Source organism: Agrococcus jejuensis (assembly GCF_007679035.1).
Classification (GTDB): Bacteria; Actinomycetota; Actinomycetes; order Actinomycetales; family Microbacteriaceae; genus Agrococcus; species Agrococcus jejuensis_A.
Window position 1 is genome coordinate 126093 of sequence record NZ_VEFR01000002.1, and the last position, 18432, is coordinate 144524.

24 protein-coding genes are annotated in these 18432 nt (G+C 70.7%); 1 reads left to right on the forward strand and 23 read right to left on the reverse strand.

The genetic code is table 11. From position 1 onward, the window contains the following. The 4 genes from glmM to FS793_RS07560 all read right to left on the reverse strand — a co-directional run bounded on the left by glmM (position 1) and on the right by FS793_RS07560 (position 3897). The gene (gene glmM, locus FS793_RS07545; RefSeq protein WP_144719911.1) at positions 1 to 1359 is read right to left on the reverse strand and encodes a phosphoglucosamine mutase; all 1359 of its coding nucleotides are present in this window, start codon (positions 1357 to 1359) and stop codon (positions 1 to 3) included. Positions 1360 to 1361: 2 nt separating this feature from the next. After that, positions 1362 to 1841 (reverse strand): 30S ribosomal protein S9, encoded by a 480-nt coding sequence (gene rpsI, locus FS793_RS07550; RefSeq protein WP_144719912.1) that lies wholly within the window; start codon positions 1839 to 1841, stop codon positions 1362 to 1364. Between the two features lie 22 nt (positions 1842 to 1863). After that, on the reverse strand, positions 1864 to 2310 hold the full coding sequence (gene rplM / locus FS793_RS07555) for a 50S ribosomal protein L13 (RefSeq protein ID WP_144719913.1): 447 nt from the start codon (positions 2308 to 2310) through the stop codon (positions 1864 to 1866). Positions 2311 to 2496: 186 nt separating this feature from the next. Next, entirely contained in the window at positions 2497 to 3897 is a 1401-nt protein-coding gene (locus FS793_RS07560; RefSeq protein ID WP_144719914.1) for a cell division initiation protein, read from the reverse strand. 77 nt (positions 3898 to 3974) lie between these two features. Between FS793_RS07560 and FS793_RS07565 the strand changes: the two genes are divergently transcribed. After that, positions 3975 to 4625 (forward strand): HAD hydrolase-like protein, encoded by a 651-nt coding sequence (locus FS793_RS07565; RefSeq protein ID WP_144719915.1) that lies wholly within the window; start codon positions 3975 to 3977, stop codon positions 4623 to 4625. Here the strand turns inward: FS793_RS07565 and truA are convergent. The 19 genes from truA to rplF all read right to left on the reverse strand — a co-directional run bounded on the left by truA (position 4603) and on the right by rplF (position 18426). Continuing rightward, entirely contained in the window at positions 4603 to 5415 is an 813-nt protein-coding gene (truA, locus tag FS793_RS07570; RefSeq protein WP_144719916.1) for a tRNA pseudouridine(38-40) synthase TruA, read from the reverse strand. The genes FS793_RS07565 and truA overlap by 23 nt on opposite strands. 95 nt (positions 5416 to 5510) lie before the next feature. Next, a complete protein-coding gene (gene rplQ / locus FS793_RS07575; protein ID WP_144719917.1) occupies positions 5511 to 6092 on the reverse strand; it encodes a 50S ribosomal protein L17 in 582 nt (193 codons plus the stop codon). Positions 6093 to 6122: 30 nt separating this feature from the next. Next, positions 6123 to 7112 (reverse strand): DNA-directed RNA polymerase subunit alpha, encoded by a 990-nt coding sequence (locus FS793_RS07580; RefSeq protein WP_092502959.1) that lies wholly within the window; start codon positions 7110 to 7112, stop codon positions 6123 to 6125. Positions 7113 to 7219: 107 nt separating this feature from the next. Then, entirely contained in the window at positions 7220 to 7618 is a 399-nt protein-coding gene (gene rpsK / locus FS793_RS07585) for a 30S ribosomal protein S11 (protein WP_092502961.1), read from the reverse strand. 22 nt (positions 7619 to 7640) lie between these two features. Next, entirely contained in the window at positions 7641 to 8015 is a 375-nt protein-coding gene (rpsM, locus tag FS793_RS07590) for a 30S ribosomal protein S13 (RefSeq protein ID WP_144719918.1), read from the reverse strand. Between the two features lie 267 nt (positions 8016 to 8282). Further along, positions 8283 to 8396, reverse strand: a complete 114-nt coding sequence (gene rpmJ, locus FS793_RS07595) for a 50S ribosomal protein L36 (RefSeq protein WP_056536355.1) — start codon at positions 8394 to 8396, stop codon at positions 8283 to 8285. Positions 8397 to 8452: 56 nt separating this feature from the next. Then, positions 8453 to 8674, reverse strand: a complete 222-nt coding sequence (infA, locus tag FS793_RS07600; RefSeq protein WP_092502965.1) for a translation initiation factor IF-1 — start codon at positions 8672 to 8674, stop codon at positions 8453 to 8455. A 133-nt stretch (positions 8675 to 8807) separates the two neighbouring features. Then, entirely contained in the window at positions 8808 to 9692 is an 885-nt protein-coding gene (locus FS793_RS07605; protein ID WP_144719919.1) for a hypothetical protein, read from the reverse strand. A 108-nt stretch (positions 9693 to 9800) separates the two neighbouring features. Beyond that, positions 9801 to 10922, reverse strand: coding sequence for a mannitol-1-phosphate 5-dehydrogenase (locus FS793_RS07610; protein ID WP_144719920.1), 1122 nt, complete (start codon positions 10920 to 10922; stop codon positions 9801 to 9803). Next, positions 10922 to 12943, reverse strand: a complete 2022-nt coding sequence (locus FS793_RS07615) for a PTS mannitol transporter subunit IICBA (protein WP_144719921.1) — start codon at positions 12941 to 12943, stop codon at positions 10922 to 10924. The genes FS793_RS07610 and FS793_RS07615 overlap by 1 nt, the downstream gene beginning before the upstream one ends. Positions 12944 to 12971: 28 nt before the next feature. Next, positions 12972 to 13226, reverse strand: a complete 255-nt coding sequence (locus FS793_RS07620) for an HPr family phosphocarrier protein (RefSeq protein ID WP_144719922.1) — start codon at positions 13224 to 13226, stop codon at positions 12972 to 12974. Between the two features lie 127 nt (positions 13227 to 13353). Further along, positions 13354 to 14178: a type I methionyl aminopeptidase gene (gene map / locus FS793_RS07625; protein ID WP_144719923.1), complete on the reverse strand. Its 825-nt coding sequence runs from the start codon at positions 14176 to 14178 to the stop codon at positions 13354 to 13356. Positions 14179 to 14186: 8 nt separating this feature from the next. Further along, positions 14187 to 14771, reverse strand: a complete 585-nt coding sequence (locus FS793_RS07630; RefSeq protein ID WP_186329390.1) for an adenylate kinase — start codon at positions 14769 to 14771, stop codon at positions 14187 to 14189. Next, entirely contained in the window at positions 14768 to 16105 is a 1338-nt protein-coding gene (gene secY / locus FS793_RS07635) for a preprotein translocase subunit SecY (protein ID WP_144719924.1), read from the reverse strand. The genes FS793_RS07630 and secY overlap by 4 nt, the downstream gene beginning before the upstream one ends. Positions 16106 to 16171: 66 nt before the next feature. Continuing rightward, a complete protein-coding gene (gene rplO, locus FS793_RS07640; RefSeq protein WP_092502996.1) occupies positions 16172 to 16639 on the reverse strand; it encodes a 50S ribosomal protein L15 in 468 nt (155 codons plus the stop codon). Then, positions 16636 to 16821 carry a 50S ribosomal protein L30 gene (gene rpmD / locus FS793_RS07645; RefSeq protein WP_144719925.1) on the reverse strand — a complete coding sequence of 62 codons (186 nt, stop codon included), beginning with the start codon at positions 16819 to 16821 and terminating at the stop codon, positions 16636 to 16638. The genes rplO and rpmD overlap by 4 nt, the downstream gene beginning before the upstream one ends. Continuing rightward, positions 16818 to 17495: a 30S ribosomal protein S5 gene (gene rpsE / locus FS793_RS07650; RefSeq protein WP_186329391.1), complete on the reverse strand. Its 678-nt coding sequence runs from the start codon at positions 17493 to 17495 to the stop codon at positions 16818 to 16820. The genes rpmD and rpsE overlap by 4 nt, the downstream gene beginning before the upstream one ends. Before the next feature lie 23 nt (positions 17496 to 17518). Then, complete coding sequence (gene rplR, locus FS793_RS07655) at positions 17519 to 17890, reverse strand: 50S ribosomal protein L18 (RefSeq protein ID WP_144719927.1); 372 nt, start codon at positions 17888 to 17890, stop codon at positions 17519 to 17521. Further along, complete coding sequence (gene rplF, locus FS793_RS07660) at positions 17890 to 18426, reverse strand: 50S ribosomal protein L6 (RefSeq protein ID WP_144719928.1); 537 nt, start codon at positions 18424 to 18426, stop codon at positions 17890 to 17892. Before rplF ends, rplR begins: the two co-directional genes overlap by 1 nt. Positions 18427 to 18432 lie beyond the last annotated feature (6 nt).

An 18432-nucleotide genomic window follows, 5' to 3' on the forward strand; every position in this document is an offset into this window, starting at 1 on the left:
CTACGCCTCCGACGGCGTGCCGAGGCGATCGCGCACGAGCTCGGCGAGCTCGTGGGCGATGGTGTCCGCCGCGTGCTGCTCGCGCGCCTCGACCATGACGCGGATGAGCTTCTCGGTACCCGACGGGCGCAGCAGCACCCGTCCCGAGTCGCCGAGCTCCGCCTCGTGGCGCGCGACGGCGGCCTGGATGACGTCGTCGCCCGCGAGGCCCAGCCGGTCGACGCCGCGCACGTTCACGAGCACCTGCGGGAAGACCTGCATGACCGATGCGAGCTCCGCGAGGCTCCTGCCCGTGCGCGCCATCTCCTGCGCGACGTGCAGCCCGGTCAGCACGCCGTCGCCCGTCGTCGCGTGCTTCGTGAGGATGACGTGGCCCGACTGCTCGCCGCCGAGCGTGAGCCCGTAGGCGCCGAGGGCCTCGAGCACGTAGCGATCGCCGACGGCCGTCTGCACGAGCTCGATGCCGTGCTCGGCCATCGCGAGACGCAGCCCCAGGTTCGACATGACCGTCGCCACCAGGGTGTCGTCGACGAGCTCGCCGCGCGCCTTCGCCGAGACGGCGAGGATCGCGAGGATCTGGTCGCCGTCGACGACCTCGCCCCGCGCGTCGACCGCGAGGCAGCGGTCGGCGTCGCCGTCGTGCGCGATGCCGAGGTCGGCGCCGAGCGCCACGACGCGCTCCTGCAGCAGCTCGAGATGCGTCGAGCCGACGTCGCGGTTGATGTTCATGCCGTCGGGGTCGGCCCCGATGACCGTCACGGTCGCGCCCGCGTCGTGGAACGCGTCGGGGCTCACGCCCGAGGCCGCGCCGTTGGCGCAGTCGAGCACGACGTGGATGCCGTCGAGTCGCGTGTCGAGGGTGCCGAGCAGGTGCACGACGTAGCGGTCCTCGGCGTCGGCGAAGCGACGGATGCGCCCCACCTCGCCCCCTACGACGCGCTGCGGCCGCTCGGCCATCGCGCGCTCGATGTCGTCCTCGGTCGCGTCCTGCAGCTTCACGCCGCCGCGCGCGAGGAACTTGATGCCGTTGTCGGGTGCCGGGTTGTGCGACGCCGAGATCATCACGCCGAAGTCGGCGTCGACGTCGCCGACGAGGAATGCCGCCGCGGGCGTCGGGATGACGCCGGCGTCGAGGACGTCGACGCCGCTCGAGGCGAGCCCCGCCGCGACGGCCGCGACGATGAACTCGCCCGAGACGCGCGGGTCGCGCGCGACGACGGCCACGGGCCGACGATCCTCCAGACGCGCGGAACGGCCGAGCACGGCTGCACCCGCCTGAGCGAGTGACAGCGCGAGCTCGGCCGTGATGTCGGCACCAGCAAGGCCACGGACTCCGTCCGTGCCGAACAGGCGCGACAAGGTCAGCGCTTCGAGTACTGGGGCGCCTTGCGGGCCTTCTTGAGACCGGCCTTCTTGCGCTCGATGACGCGGGCGTCACGCGAGAGGAAGCCAGCCTTCTTGAGCTCGGCGCGGTTGTTCTCGACGTCGATCTCGTTGAGCGCACGGGCGATGCCGAGGCGCAGCGCGCCGGCCTGACCCGAGGGGCCACCGCCGGAGATGCGCGCGACGACGTCGTAGCTGCCGTTCAGCTCGAGCACCGTGAACGGGTCGTTGATGAGCTGCTGGTGCAGCTTGTTCGGGAAGTAGTCCTCGAGCGTGCGGCCGTTCACGACGAACGAGCCGGCGCCGGGGACGAGGCGCACGCGGGCGATGGCCTGCTTGCGACGGCCGACGGCCTGGCCGCCGACGGTGAGGACGCGGGGTGCGCGGGGAGCGGCAGCCTCGGGCGTCTCGGTCGAGAAGCCCTCGGGCGCCTCGATGGACTCTGCGATCTTCGCCATGATTGTCAGTTCCTCTTCGCGCCTACTGGGCGACCTGGTCGAACGTGTACGGGGTCGGCTGCTGCGCAGCGTGGGGGTGCTCGGCACCCGCGTACACCTTGAGCTTCTTGATCTGGGCGCGGCCGAGCGAGTTCTTCGGCAGCATGCCGCGGATGGCCTTCTCGACTGTGCGCACGGGGTGACGCTCGAGCATCTCCACGTAGCTGGTGGCCTTGAGGCCGCCCGGGTAGCCCGAGTGCCGGTAGGCGAGCTTCTGCTCGCGCTTCTGGCCCGTGAGGGCCACCTTCTCGGCGTTCACGATGATGACGTGGTCGCCCATGTCGATGTGCGGCGCGAACGTCGCCTTGTGCTTGCCGCGCAGGATGGCTGCGGCGTGGCTGGCCAGACGGCCGAGGACCACGTCCGCGGCGTCGATGACGACCCAGTCGTGCTGGACGTCGCTCGCCTTGGGCGAGTAGGTGCGAGTCATGTGTGCCTCACGTGTCGAAGTTGAGTGGTTCGTGCATCCCGCTCCATGGGGTTCCCGTGTGGGACGCTCCCGGCTGGAGGGCTCAGCTCGGGGCGCGCAAGGCAGCGCGCACCAAGGGTCCACAGTACCCGCTGCGCGGGGACCGGGTCAATCCGACGCCGTCGGCGCGTCGCGACCGCGGCGACGTCAGCGGTCGGCGTCGTCCCGGTCGTCGCGATCCTCGTGCCACACGACCTCGACCTCCTCGCTCACGATGCCGTCCTGCGACGACTCGTCGACGGGCTCGACCTCGCCGGTCACGATCGTGAGGTCGTCGAGGTCGTCGGAGACCTCGACGCGCTGCGCGTGCGGGTCCTGCTCGATCGCGGGCTCGAGGTCCGCGACGTCGTCGGCGCCGTCGGCGGGCTCGAACGCCGGCGCCGCCGGGGCCGACGCCTCGGGCGTGGGGATGGGAGCGACGTCGTCGCCGAACGTCGGCAGCGCGGCGCGCGTCGACTCGGCGATCGCCATGAGCTGGCCGAGCTCGGCCCGGAAGCCCTGCAGCTGCTGCTGCTGGAAGCGCAGCGTGCGCGCGCGGTCCTCCGCCTCGTGCAGCACCTCCTTCGAGTGGCCGAGCACCGACTCGACGATGGCCTGCGCACGCGTGCGCGCCTCGCCGAGGATCGCGCTCGCCTTCGCGACGGCCTGACGCTCGACGTGCGCCGCCTGCGCCTTCGAGAGGTCCTCGAACGCCTGCGCCTGCTCGGCGATGTGGTTGGCGTGCTGCAGCGCGGAGGCGACCTTGTCGTTCGCGTCGTTCGTGATGCGCTCCGCGTGCTGGATGGCGTGGTTGTGCAGGCGCAGGAACTCCTGCTGCGCCTCCTCCTGCCGACGCTTCGCGGCGGCGTCGAGCTCGAGCTGCCGTGCCTTCGACTCGCGCTGGATGCGCTCGGCCTCGGCCTTGAGCGCGTCGGCCTCGGCCGTCGACTGCTGTCGCAGGGCTGATGCGCCGCGCTCGGCCTCCGAGATGAGCACGTTCGCCTCGGACTCCGCCTGGGCGACGCGCTCCTGGTGCTTCGCCTCGCGCGACTCGAGCTCGGCGGTGTGGGCGCTGCGCTCGGTCTCGATGCGGATGCGCGCCTGCGCCTCCTCGTGCTTGGCGGCCTCGAGGATCCGGTCGGACTCCTCCTTCTGCGCCTTGCGGTCCTTGCCGATCTGGTTCGTGGCGTCGGCGACGATGCGGTCGGCCTGCTTGACGGCGTTGTCGATGAGCGCCGACGCCTGCTCCTCGGCGACGCGCAGGATCTCCTCGAAGCGCGGCTCCTCGCCGTCCTCCGACACCTCGCGGCCCAGGATCTCGGCACGCGACTCGGCGGCCTGGAGACGGCTGCGCACCTCGATGAGCTCGCCCTCGAGGCGCGTGATGCGCTGCTCGGCTGCCGACATGTCCTCGCGGTGGTGCTCCGCCTGCGCCTGCACGTCCTGCGCCGCGGCCTGCGCCGAGCGACGCGACTGCTCGACCGCCTCGCGCAGCCGCTGCACCTCCGCGTCGACCTGCTGCTGGTCGTAGCCGCGGAACGCCTGCTTGAACTCCTGCACGTCCGTCATCGGGGTCGCCTCATCCACTCGCCATCGGAACCGACGTCGTCCATCGTAGCCAGGCCCCACGATGCGAGGATGGCCGGATGCGACCCTCCGCCGTGCTCCTCGACCTCGACGGCACCCTCAGCGACTCCGCGCCCGGGCTCGTCGCCTCGCTGCGGCACATGCACGAGGGACTGGGGTGGCCGGTGCCCGCCGACGACGAGCTGCGGCGCTGGCTCGGCCCGCCCACGGGCACGACGCTCGCGGAGCGCGGACACGATCCCGCGACGGTCGAGCGCGGCGTCGCGCTGTTCCGCGAGCACCTCGTCGACGGCGGCGGGCTCTGGGAGCAGGAGGTCTACCCGGGGATCCCCGCGCTGCTCGCAGACCTGCACGCCGCGGGCGTGCCGACGAGCATCCTCACGTTCAAGCTGCAGGAGGACGCCGAGTCCGTCGCCGAGCACCTCGGCCTGCGCGGCTCGCTCGGCGCCGTGCACGGTCGCATCGCGAGCGACGACGGCCGGTCGAAGGCGCCGCTCATCGCCCGCGCGCTCGCGGAGCTGGGCGTCGAGGCCTCCCCCACGGTCGTGATGGTCGGCGATCGTCGGCACGACGTCGAGGGCGCGCTCGAGGCGGGCGTCACGGGCATCGGCGTGACGTGGGGCTACGGGTCGCGCGCCGAGCTCGAGTCGTCGGGCGCCGCGTACGTCGTCGACGAGGTCGACGGGCTCAGGCGCCTGCTGCTGCCGTGACGTCGTCGGCCGTGCGACGCGCTCGGGCACGCTCGGCCTGCGCCGCGAGCTCGTCGTCGGCCGGGTAGCCGACCTCGACGAGCGTGAGGCCGGCGGCCGCCATCATGCGGAAGGCGCTCGATCGTCCGTCGGCGTCGAGCAGCGCCGCGGCCTCCGCGAGCCCCAGCCGCCCCTCGCCCACGGCCACGCAGGCGCCGACGAGCGAGCGCACCATCGAATGGCAGAACGCATCCGCCTGCACGGTCGCGACGAGCAGGTCGTCGTGCCGCTGCCAGGTGAACGACTGCAGCGACCGGATGGTCGTCGCACCCTCGCGCGGCTTGCAGAACGCCGCGAAGTCGTGCAGCCCCACGAGCACGTCGGCGGCGCGCTGCATCGCCGCGTCGTCGAGGTCCCGCGGCACGAACGCGCTCGTGCGTCGCGCCAGCGGATCGGCGACGCGCGTCTGGATGCGGTACTCGTAGCGTCGATGCACCGCGGAGAAGCGCGCGTCGAAGCCCTCGGGGGCGAGCGAGACGGCACGCACGACGAGGTCGCGCTCGGGCACGAGCGACGAGAGCCGATGCGCGAGGCGGGGATCGGGGGCCTCGTCGAGGTCGACGTGCGCGACCTGCCCGGAGGCGTGCACCCCGGCATCCGTACGGCCGGCCACCGTCACGCGCACGGGACGGCGCACGACCGTGGCGAGCGCCTCCTCGAGCACGCCCTGGCACGTGCGCAGTCCCGGCTGCGCCGCCCAGCCTGCGAAGTCGGTGCCGTCGTACGCGAGGTCGAGGCGGACGCGAGGCATGAGGCCACGGTACCGGCGCAGCGCGGCACCGTCCGCACACGCGACGAGGGCGGGAGCGCATCGCGCTCCCGCCCTCGTGGCAGATGGTCCGGAACCTACTTGGACTCGTCCTTGGCCTCGTCGGCCGGCTCCGCAGCCTCGGCGGCGTCCGATTCGGGCGCAGCAGCCGTGTCGGCCTCGACGACCTCCTCGGTCGTCTCCGTGGGCTCCTCGACCGCGGCCTCGTCGGCCTCGGTCGCGGATGCGGCAGCGGCCTCCTGGTCGGCGGCGGCCGTCGCAGCAGCGGCGGCGTTCTTCGACTTCGAGCCCTTCTTCTGCACGGGCTCGAGCACGAGCTCGATGCGCGCCATGGGGGCGTTGTCGCCCTTGCGGAAGCCGAGCTTCGTGATGCGGGTGTAGCCGCCCTCGCGCTCCGCGACGAGCGGGGCGATCTCGGCGAACAGCTCGTGCACGACGCCCTTGTCGCCGATCACGGCGAGGACGCGACGACGCGCGTGGAGGTCGCCGCGCTTCGCGAACGTGACGAGGCGCTCGGCGACGGGACGCAGGCGCTTCGCCTTCGTCTCGGTCGTCGTGATGGCCTTGTGCGTGAACAGCGCAGCCGCGAGGTTCGCGAGCAGCAGGCGCTCGTGCGCCGGTCCGCCTCCGAGGCGGGGTCCCTTCGTGGGCCTGGGCATGGTGATGCTCCTTGGTCTTCCCGGGAGCCCTTAGAGGGCTTCCTCGTCGTCGTAGCCGTAGAAGTGGGCGCCGTCGAAGCCGGGCACCGCGTCCTTGAGCGAGAGGCCGAGCTCGGTGAGCTTGTCCTTGACCTCGTCGACGGACTTCTGGCCGAAGTTGCGGATGTTCATGAGCTGCGTCTCGCTCAGCGCCACGAGCTCGGACACCGTGTTGATGCCCTCGCGCTTGAGGCAGTTGTACGAGCGGACCGAGAGGTCGAGCTCCTCGATCGGCGTGCCGAGCTCGCCCGAGAGCTGCTCCGCGGCCGGTGCGGGGCCGATCTCGATGCCCTCTGCCGCGGCGTTGAGGTCGCGGGTCAGGCCGAACAGCTCGACGAGCGTGCGACCGGCCGACGCGACGGCGTCGCGCGGCGAGATCGCGGGCTTCGACTCCACGTCGACGACGAGCGAGTCGAAGTCGGTGCGCTCACCGGCACGCGTCGCCTCGACGCGGTAGGTGACCTTGAGCACGGGCGAGTAGATCGAGTCGATCGGGATCGAGCCGGCCTCGGCGAACTCGTCGCGGTTCTGCGCGGCCGACACGTAGCCGCGGCCACGCTCGATCGTCAGCTCGAGCTGGAACTTCGCCTTGTCGTTGAGCGTGGCGATGACGAGCTCGGGGTTGTGGATCTCGACGCCGGCCGGAGCCGTGATGTCGGCGGCGGTGACGCTGCCCGCACCCTGCTTCGAGAGGTAGGCGACGATCGGCTCGTCGTGCTCCGACGAGACGACGAGGCCCTTGAGGTTGAGGATGATCTCGGTCACGTCCTCCTTCACGCCCTGGATGGTCGTGAACTCGTGGAGCACGCCGTCGATGCGGATGCCGGTGACGGCAGCGCCGGGGATCGACGAGAGGAGCGTGCGGCGGAGGGAGTTGCCGAGGGTGTACCCGAATCCGGGCTCGAGCGGCTCGATGGTGAACCGCGAGCGGTGCTCCGAGAGGACCTCTTCGGAGACGGTCGGGCGCTGGGCGATCAGCACGGTATGGCTTCCTGTTCTGCGAGTCCGCTATATGACTCGCGATGGGATCGAGGTGTCGACAGGGTGCGACGCGCGGAGGGCTCTCGAGCCCTCCGCGCGTCGATGGGTCAGTTGCGGCGCGGCTTCGGCGGACGAACGCCGTTGTGCGCCTGCGGCGTGACGTCGTGGATCGCGCCGATCTCGAGGCCGGTGGCCTGGAGCGAGCGGATCGCGGTCTCGCGACCCGAGCCTGCGCCCTTCACGAACACGTCGACCTTCTTCATGCCGTGGTCCTGCGCCTGACGCGCAGCCGACTCCGCAGCGAGCTGCGCGGCGTAGGGGGTCGACTTGCGCGAGCCCTTCATGCCGATCGCGCCGCCCGAGGCCTGCGAGATGACGGCACCGGTCGTGTCGGTGATCGACACGATGGTGTTGTTGAAGGTCGACTTGATGTGCGCCTGACCGACGGGGACGTTCTTCTTGTCCTTGCGGCGCGGCTTGCGCACTGCGGACTTGGGAGCTGCCATGTTCCTCTACCTCCCGGGGCCCTTAGCGGGCCTTCTTCTTGCCGGCGACGGTGCGCTTGGGTCCCTTGCGGGTACGCGCGTTGGTCTTGGTGCGCTGACCGCGCACGGGCAGGCCGCGGCGGTGGCGGATGCCCTCGTACGAGCCGATCTCGACCTTGCGGCGGATGTCGGCGGCCACCTCACGACGGAGGTCGCCCTCCACCTTGAAGGTGCCCTCGATGTGGTCGCGGAGCGCGACGAGCTGCTCGTCGGTGAGGTCCTTGACGCGGATGCTCTGGTCGATGCCGGTGGCCTCGAGCGTCGCGACCGAACGCGTGCGTCCGACGCCGTAGATGTAGGTGAGCGCGATCACCACGCGCTTGTCGCGCGGGATGTCGACGCCTGCAAGACGTGCCATCTGTGCTCCTTCTCGGAGTCATGGGAGGTGTGGTGCAAGCCGCGGTGCCAGGGCCTCTCCGCCCCTGGGTGTCCCCTCGCCCTCTCGGGTCTCGGATCTTGCGGTGCTTGTGTCGAGTGGTCACGGCCCTCCGGCCGGTTCGACCTTCGCGTGGAGCTTGCGGTCCTCGCTGGGTCAGGTCTCGTGACGGCTGCGACTTCGTCGCGGCCTCCTCGACCTTGAGCCGTCCGCGCTCACGCCGACTTCGTCGTCATGAGCGCTCCCGGCTCAACCCTGCCGCTGCTTGTGGCGGGGGTTCGAGCAGATGACCATCACGCGACCGTGCCGGCGGATGACCTTGCACTTGTCGCAGATGGGCTTGACGCTGGGGTTGACCTTCATGTTCTTCTCTTCTCGCTGGCCTCGTGCTCCGGGCGGAGCCGTTCCTTCTCAGCAGATCAGCGGTACCGGTAGACGATGCGGCCGCGCGTGAGGTCGTAGGGGCTGAGCTCCACGATCACTCGGTCCTCGGGCAGGATGCGGATGTAGTTCTGCCGCATCTTCCCCGAGATGTGCGCCAGGACGACGTGCCCGTTGGTGAGCTCCACGCGGAACATCGCGTTGGGGAGGTTCTCGATCACCGAGCCCTCGATCTCGATGACGCCGTCCTTCTTAGCCATAGCCTCGTCTGCAGGTCTCGTTGGTGTGCTGGTCATGCGAGTGGCATGGCACAGTCGTGCCACGACACCAAGGGTCTACTGTACGCGCGGATCGGGCGGTGCTGCAACTCGGGCGTGTCGCACGCGGGTCGGATCAGTGCTGCACGTGGATGCCGCCCCAGACGAGGCTGCGATCGTCGTCGGCCAGCGCGCTCGCTCGAGCGTCGGCCGTGGGCGCGAACGACCGCACGATGATCGGGCCGCCGGGCACGACCGCACGGCGCGCGGCTCGCCCGAGGCGCTCGACGACGTCGGCGCGCGTGCCGTCGGCGACGTTCGACAGCGTCACGGCGTCGTACGACGCCGGGGCCGCGGACTCGAGGTGGCTCAGCGCATCCGAGGCCACGAAGTCGATCGCGCCGTCGGGCGCGACGGGCGGGGCGTAGCCCGGCGGGTCCTCCCCCGCGAGCAGACGCCACGCGAAGCGGTTGCCCGGCGACGGATGCATGCCGAGGCGCGCGTCGAGGCGTGCGCGCACGGTGTCGGTGAAGTGGGCGGGCAGCACGGTCGAGAAGTCGCGCTGGATCGCGGCCGCGAGCATGCCGGCGGGCGCCATCGTGGCATGCAGCACGCTGCGGAACGTGCGGTTGTCGAAGCGCTGGCGCCACTGCTGCTGCACGCGCTGCGGCGACGCGTCGGTGAGCAGGCTGCGCACGCGGCGGCGATGCCACGCGGGACTCGCCGCGCGGATGAGCTTCCTGCCCGCATCGAGCACGCGCTCGGCGGAGCCCGCCTCGAACGGTCCGCCCGACGACCGTCGTCGCGCGTATTCGAGCTGCTCGCGGTTCGCCGACACCGCGACGACCTCGTGGCCGGCGGCGGCGAGGTGCGCGACGAGCTCGCCCGCGCCGGCGGCCGCGAGCACGCGACTGCCGGGCGGCAGGAGCGCGAGCTCGATCTGCTCGTCCTCGATGTCCCAGCCGTACAGGAGCCTCGGCCTCGGCGTCGCGCTCGCGCGACCCGCGATCCCGCGTGCCACGGGCATCAGGCGACCGCGCGCACGGTCACGAGCGGGTGCTGCTCGGGGCGCGTCGGCATGCTGCCATCGTAGGCGCGCAGCCTGGGAGCGCCGCGCGTCGTGCGCCGGTCAGCGCGCCGCGACGACGGCGACGAGGGCCGGCTGCAGCGGGTGCCCGTCGGCGATGCCGCACACCTCGGCGACGAACGCCTCGGGCTCGAGCTCGCCGAGCAGGCGCTGCAGCTCGACGGCCTGCTCGTCGTCGGCGACGTCGAACGCGAGCGCGGCGCCGACGGCGCGCACGAGCGCAGCGGGGTCCGATCCCTGCTCGGCGAGCCCGGCGGCGGGCCGGATGAAGCGCTCGTCGCGCGAGAGCTTGCGCAGCGGCTGGCGGCCGATGCGCGCGCACGTGTCGGGCAGCGCGCGGTTCTCGAATCGCTGGATCGCGCGCGCCACGTAGGCGGCGTGCTCGTCGGCGTCGAGCCCGAACCGCTCGACGAGCAGCGCGCTCGTCTCGGCGAGGGCCGCCTCGACCTCGGCGCGCACGGCGGGCAGGTCGAGCGCGTCGGCGATGGTCTCGGCTCCCGCGAGGTAGCCGTGGTACGCCGTCGTGGCGTGGCCGGTGTTCACCGTGAACAGCTTGCGCTCGATCCACGGCGTCAGGTCGTCGACGAAGTGCGCCCCGGGGATCGCGGGCTCGGCGCCCGCGAAGGGGGTGCGGTCGATCGACCACTCGAAGAAGTCCTCGACGACCACGTCGACGCCCGACGCGTCCTGCGCCGGGATGATGCGGTCGACGGCCGTGTTCGCGAACACGGCACGCTCGGCGAGCTCCTCCGCACCCTCGAGCACGTGGCCCGCGAGCGTGTCGGTCGCGCCGATGGCGTTCTCGCACGCCATGACCGTGAGGGGCGCCGCGTCATCCGGGCGGGCGGCGAGGCCCGCCCGGATGACGGGCGCGATGAAGCGCAGCACCGTGGGACCCACGGCGCAGGTGACGACGTCCGCCGCGGCGATCGCCGCGATGGCGCCCGCCTCGTCGGCTCGGGAGTCGATCGCGTCGAAGCCCGCGACGACGTGCGTCGTCGCGTCGGGGCCCACCTCGGTGACGGTGTACGCGTCCGCCGCCTGCAGCATCCCGATGAGCTCGGCGTTCACGTCGACGAACGTCACGTGATAGCCGGCCTCGTGGAGCAGCAGCCCGACGAATCCGCGGCCGATGTTGCCGGCACCGAAGTGGACCGCTCGCATCAGTCGTTCACCGCTCCCAGGATGTCGAGCATCGCCTGCTCGTCGGGAGCGTCGAGGAGACGCTGCACCTCGGCCTCGTCGCTGAAGACCGTGGCGATCTTCGCGAGGATCTCGAGGTGCCCGCCGTCCTTGCCCGCGATGCCGACGACGAAGCGCACGTCGTTGCCGTCCCACGAGATCGGCGCGGGGTAGCGGGCGACGGAGATCGCGGATGCGAGCACCTCGCCCTTCGCCTCGTTCGTGCCGTGCGGGATGGCGAGCAGGTTGCCCATGTAGGTCGACACCGTCGCCTCGCGATCGCGCATCGCGTCCGCGTAGGCGGGCGTGACGGCCCCGGCTGCGACCAGCGCGTCGGCCGCCTCCTGGATGGCGGCCTCCTTGGTCGTGGCCGTCGGCGAGACGGTGATGCGCTCGAGCGTGAGCACGTCGTCGGACGCACCAGCCGCCGGGGTCGGCGCCGCAGCCGCGGCAGCCGGAGCATCCTCGGCGGGCGCCTGCTCGCGGCTCTGCGCCACGAGCTGCACGACGTCGTCGTACTTCGGGCTGTTCATGAAGTTGTCGACCGAGACGTGCACGGCGTCGGGGGTGCGCTGGCGCGCACGGTCGGTGAGCTCCTGCTGCGTCACGATCACGTCGGGCGTCGCATCGAGGTTCGCGATCGCGACGTTCGTCACGGTCACGTCGCCGAAGCCGGCCTGCTTGATCTTGTTGCGCAGCACCGAGGCGCCCATGGCGCTCGAGCCCATGCCCGCGTCGCACGCGAAGACGATCTTCGAGATCGGGCCGGCGAGGGTCGCGGTCGCGACGCCGCCACCGGCACCGCCCACGAGTCCCGAGAGCACGGACGAGTCCTTGCCCTTGTTCGCCTGCGTCTGGGCGACGGCAGCACCGAAGTCGTCCCTGCCAGCCGCCTCGCGCTCGAGGTCGCGCTTGCGCGACGCACGGAGGATCACCGACGCGACGAGGAACGTCACGGTCGCCGAGACGAGCACCGAGACGAGGACTCCGACGAGGTTCAGCACGGAGACGGAGACCGCCGCGGTCGCGACCGCGATGATCGAGCCCGGAGCCGCGGGGAAGCCGAGGCCCGTGCCGAGGATCGCGTTCGTGGCGACGCCGGATGCGCCACCGAGGATCATCGCGAGCAGCAGCTGCGGCTTCGCGAGGACGTACGGGAAGTACACCTCGTGGATGCCACCGAAGAAGTGGATGATCGCCGCGCCCGGTGCCGTGGCGCGCGAGACGCCGACGCCGAAGAACGTGAACGCGAGGAGCACGCCGAGGCCGGGGCCGGGGTTCGCCTCGAGCAGGAAGAAGATCGACTGGCCCGTCTCCGACGCCTGCTGCACGCCGAGCGGCGTGAGCACGCCGTGGTTCAGGGCGTTGTTGAGGAAGAAGACCTTGGCGGGCTCGATGATGATGCTCGCGAGCGGCAGGAGTCCCGAGTCCACGAGGAACCCGACCGCGCCGCCGAGCACGCGCATGATGAACGTGACGACCTGCGCGATGACGAAGAAGCCGAACAGCGCCATGAGGAACGCGACGATGCCCGCCGAGAACATGTTGACGAGCATCTCGAAGCCGGCCTTGACCTTGCCGTCCCACAGCCGGTCGAGCTGCTTCATGACCCATGCGGACAGCGGGCCGAGGATCATCGCGCCGATGAACATGTGCGGCGAGCTCGGGCCGTCGGGCACGAGCGACGCGATGTAGTCGGCGCCGCCGATGGCGCCACCGGTCGCGACCGTCGCGACGATGCCACCGCGCTGGTCGTAGACCATGCGGCCACCGGTGTTCGCGATGATCAGCGGCAGCAGGTAGTGGATCACGGGACCCACGACGAAGTCGGTGATGCCACCGTTCGGGAACGGGCCGTCCGGGATGAAGAGTGCGGTGAGGATGCCCCACGCGATGAGCGCGGGGATGTTGGGCATGATCATGCCCGACAGGAACGTGCCGAACTTCTGGACGGCGACTCGCGCGCCGCCCCTCTGCTCGACTGCGGGTGCGGTGGCGGTCATCGTCGACCTCTCTGGTGCAGGGGTGGGATCAGGCGTCGTGGTCGGTGCTCAGCAGCTCCTCGAGCGCGTCGAGGGTCGCCTCGTCGTCGCTCGCGATCACCACGGAGTCGCCCTTGGCGACGCCCAGCGAGATCACGGACAGGATCGATGCCGCGTTGACCTGCTTGTCGCCCTTCGCGATCGTGACGGGCGACGACGCCTTCGCCGCTGCCTGGGTGAACAGCGATGCGGGGCGGGCGTGCAGGCCCTGCGAGGATGCGACGGTGACGGTGCGCTCGGCCATTGGGTGCTCCTGATCTGCGGGAATCTCGGTGATGAACCTAGCACCCGCGACGACCTCGCCGACGCCGCAGCGGAACCGGTTCCGCCCGCGACGGGGTGCTGCGACGCTCGCGGGTCGCGAGCGTGGCTCAGCGGTCGCGGATGGGGCGGGGCTCGATGCCGAACGGCGCGAGTCCCTCGGCGCCGCCGTCGAGCGCGGTGAGCACCCAGATGCCGTCGGCGTGCACCGCGACCGAGTGCTCCCACTGGCAGGCCTGGCTGCCGTCGACCGTCACGACCGACCAGCCGTCGTCGAGGATGCGGGTGGCCTGGTCGCCTGCGACGACGATCGGCTCGATCGCGACGCACAGGCCCGGCTTCACGGCCGGTCCGAGCACGCGCGTGCGGTAGTTGAAGACCGGCGGCTCCTCGTGCATGGCCTTGCCGATGCCGTGGCCGATCCAGTCGTCGCTGATGGCGTAGTCGCCCGCGGCCTCGACGGCATCCTCGACCGCGGCGCCGACCTCGCCGAGCATCCGTGCCGACGCGAGCGCGGCGATGCCCGCCCACAGTCCGTCGTGCGTCGCCTGCGACAGGCGCTCGCGCACGCCCACGAGCTCGCCGGAGCCGCCGGGCACGACGACCGAGAAGGCAGCGTCGCCGTTCCAGCCGTCGACCATGGCGCCGCAGTCGATCGTCACGAGGTCGCCGGCCTCGATGGGTCGCGAGTCGGGGATGCCGTGCACGACGACGTCGTTGACGTTCGCGCAGATCGTGTGCTGGTAGCCGGGCTCGAGCTGGAAGTTCGGGATGCCGCCGCCCGAGCGCACGACGTCCTCGGCGATCGCGTCGAGCTCGAGCGTCGTGACGCCCGGACGGATCGCCGCGCGCACCGCCTCGAGGGCTCGCCCCGTCAGCAGGCCGGGCGCGCGCATGGCGGCCAGCTGCGACCGGGACTTGTAGATCCGTCGCATCACGGGTTTCAGCCCGCGGCGACGCCGCGGACGCTCAGCGCCGTGAGGATGCGCTCGGTGACCTCGTCGATGTCGCCCAGGCCGTCGATCTCCACCACCACGCCACGTGCCGCGTAGGCGGCGAGGATCGGCTCGGTCTCCCGCTCGTACACCTCGAGCCGATGCCGCATGGCCTCGTCGGTGTCGTCGCTGCGCCCCTGCTCGGCCGCGCGCAGCTGCAGGCGGCGGATGACCTCGTCGTGGTCGGCGACCAGGCGCACGACCGCGTCGAGCCCACGACCGCGGCGCTCGTTGACGGCGTCGAGGAACTCGACCTGGCCCTCGGTGCGCGGGTACCCGTCGAGCAGGTAGCCGTCCTGCGCGTCCGCCTGCGCCAGCCGATCCTCGACGAGGTCGTTGGTCAGCGAGTCGGGCACGTAGTCGCCGGCGTCGAGGATCGCGGTGACCTGCTTGCCCAGCTCCGTCTGCTCCTTGATGTTGGAGCGGAAGATGTCACCGGTCGAGATCGTCGGGATGCCGAACGTCTGCGCGAGGCGCGACGCCTGCGTTCCCTTGCCCGCCCCGGGAGGGCCGACGATGAGCAGCTGGGTCACGTGCGGATCAGTCCCTCGTAGTGGCGCTGCTGCAGCTGCGCGTCGATCTGGCGCACGGTCTCGAGACCGACGCCCACGATGATGAGGATCGATGCGCCGCCGAACGGGAAGTTCTGGTTCGCGCCGACCGTCGCGAGTGCGATGAGCGGGATGAGGGCGACGACGCCCAGGTAGATCGAGCCCGGGAACGTCACGCGCGTCAGCACGTAGTCGAGGTACTCGGCCGTCGGGCGGCCGGCGCGGATGCCCGGGATGAAGCCGCCGTACTTCTTCATGTTCTCCGCGACGTCGTCCGGGTTGAACGTGATCGCGACGTAGAAGTACGTGAAGCCGATGATGAGCAGGAAGTACAGCACCATGTACAGCGGGTGGTCGCCCGTCGTCAGGTTGTCGTTGATCCACTGCACCCACGGGGCGGGCTGCTCGCCCGACGCCGGCGAGTTGAACGACGCGATGAGCGCGGGGAAGTACAGCAGCGACGAGGCGAAGATGACGGGCACGACGCCGGCCATGTTCACCTTGATCGGGATGTACGTCGACTTGCCGCCGTACATGCGGCGGCCCACCATGCGCTTGGCGTACTGCACGGGGATGCGGCGCTGCGACTGCTCGACGAAGACGACGGCGCCCATGATGACGATGCCGATCGCGAGCACGGCCACGAGCATCTCGATGCCGTTCGTGTCGCCGATGAGCAGGAGCGCGCTCGGGAAGGTCGCCGAGATCGACGTGAAGATGAGGAGCGACATGCCGTTGCCGATGCCACGCTCGGTGATGAGCTCGCCCATCCACATGATGACGCCGGTGCCGGCCGTCATCGCGACGATCATCAGCACGATCGCCCACCACGACTCGTTCGTGAGGAGGTCGGCGCAGGGGCCGGTCGGCGCGACGCCGCCGGCCGAGAAGAGCTGGCCGGAGCGCACGACGGCGATGAGGGTCGTCGACTGCAGCACGCCGAGACCGATGGTCAGGTAGCGCGTGTACTGCGTGAGCTTCGACTGACCCGACTGGCCCTCCTTGTAGAGGGCCTCGAAGCGAGGGATGACCACGCGCAGCAGCTGCACGATGATCGATGCCGTGATGTACGGCATGATGCCGAGCGCGAAGACGCTCAGCTGGAGCAGCGCGCCACCCGAGAACAGGTTGACGAGCTGGTAGAGGCCCGACGTGTCGGTCGCAGCCGTGTCGAGGCACGCCTGCACGTTGCCGTAGTCCACGAACGGGGCGGGGATGAACGAGCCCAGTCGGAACGCCGCCACGATGGCGAGGGTGAAGAGGATCTTCCGTCGCAGGTCGCGAGTCTTGAAGATCCTGCCGATTGCCTTGAACACGTGAGCCTTCCGGTGGACGCAGAAGAAGGATGGGGTGGCCGCACGGGCCACCCCATCCGAGCTTGCTTACTGGATGGAGCCGCCGGCGGCGACGATCTTCTGCTCCGCAGCAGCCGACACCTTGTCGACCGTCACGTTCAGCGTAGCCGTCAGCTCGCCGTCGCCGAGCACCTTCACGAGCTCGTTCTTGCGCACGGCACCCTTCGCCACGAGCGCTGCGACGGTCACGTCGCCACCCTCGGGGAAGAGGTCCTGGAGCTGGCCGACGTTGACGACCTGGTACTCCGTGCGGAACGGGTTCTTGAAGCCGCGCAGCTTGGGGGCGCGCATCACCGAGTTGAGCTGGCCACCCTCGAAGCCGAGGCGCACGGTGTTGCGCGCCTTCGTGCCCTTGGTGCCGCGGCCAGCCGTCTTGCCCTTCGAGCCCTCACCACGGCCCACGCGCTGGCGGTCCTTCTTGGCACCGGGCGCGGGACGAAGGTGGTGGACCTTCAGTGCGGGCAGCTGCTCGCCGTCCTTGTTCTTGTCGCTCATTCGTCGACCTCCTCGACGCGCACGAGGTGACGGACCACGTTCACGTAGCCGCGGTTCTGGGCGTCGTTCTCACGCACGACCGTGTGGCCGATGCGCTTGAGACCGAGCGACCGGAGCGTCTCGCGCTGGTTCGGCTTCTCGCTGATCTTGGACTTGATCTGGGTGACCTTCAGCTTGCTCATGCCTTGGCCTCCGCGATCTCTGCAGCGTGCTGCTTCGCCTCGGTCTCGGCACGACGCAGGCGTGCGGGCACGACGTGGTCGAAGTCCAGGCCACGACGAGCCGCGACTGCTGCCGGCTCCTCGAGCTGCTGGAGGGCCGCGACGGTCGCGTGCACGATGTTGATCGTGTTCGACGAGCCGAGCGACTTCGACAGGACGTCGTGGATGCCAGCGCACTCGAGGACGGCACGCACGGGGCCGCCCGCGATGACACCGGTACCTGCGGAGGCGGGACGGAGCAGGACGACGCCTGCTGCTGCCTCGCCCTGCACGGGGTGCGGGATCGATGCGCCGACGCGCGGGACGCGGAAGAAGTTCTTCTTCGCCTCCTCGACGCCCTTCGAGATGGCCGTGGGGACCTCTCGCGCCTTGCCGTAGCCGACGCCGACCATGCCGTTGCCGTCGCCGACGACCACGAGGGCGGTGAAGCTGAAGCGACGACCACCCTTCACGACCTTCGACACGCGGTTGATCGTGACGACGCGCTCGAGGAACTGGCTGTCGTTGCCGCGATCGCGCTGACCGCGCTCGCCGCGGGTGCCGCGGTCGCGGCTGCCGCGACGCTGCTCACGGGGCTCGCTGCGGGTGTCGGTGCCCTGCACCGTCTCCGCTGCGGTGGCGTTCGTGTCGCTCACCTGCGTCTCCTTCGTCTCTTCGCTCACAGCTCCAGACCTGCCTCTCGTGCACCGTCCGCCACTGCGGCGACGCGTCCGGCGTAGCGGTTGCCGCCACGGTCGAACACGACCTTCTCGACGCCCGCTGCCTTGGCACGCGAGCCGACGAGCTCGCCGACCTTCTTGGCCTTCTCCGACTTGTCGCCGGACACGGCGCGGAGGTCGGCCTCCATCGTGGATGCGTAGGCCAGCGTGTGGCCCTGCGCGTCGTCGACGATCTGCACGAACAGGTGTCGTGCCGAACGGGTGACGACCAGGCGCGGCGTGGATGCCGTGCCGACGATCTTCTTGCGCAGCCGCGCGTGACGGCGGCCGCGGGCAGCGGACTTGCTGGTGCCTCGGGTTCCGATACCCATCACTTACCTGACTTTCCGGCCTTGCGGCGGATCTGCTCGCCCGCGTAGCGGACGCCCTTGCCCTTGTACGGCTCGGGCTTGCGGAGCTTGCGGAGGTTGGCGGCGGTCTCGCCGACGGCCTGCTTCGAGATGCCGCTGACGGTGACCTTGTTGTTGCCCTCGACCGTGAACGTGATGCCCGCGGGGGGCTCGACGGCGATCGGGTGCGAGTAGCCGAGCGCGAACTCGATGCCCGAGCCCTTCGACGCGACGCGGTAGCCCGTGCCGACGACCTCGAGGGACTTCGAGTAGCCGGCGGTGACGCCGACGATGTCGTTCGCGATGAGGGTGCGCGTCAGGCCGTGGAGCGAACGCGACTCGCGCTCGTCGTCGGGGCGCGTGACCTGCACCTGGCCGTCGGCGATCTCGACCTCGATCGGCTTCGCGACGGTGAGGTTCAGCTCGCCCTTGGGGCCCTTGACGGTGACGGCAGCGCCGTCGACCGTGATCTCGACACCCGCGGGGATCTCGATGGGAAGACGTCCGATTCGTGACATGTCAGA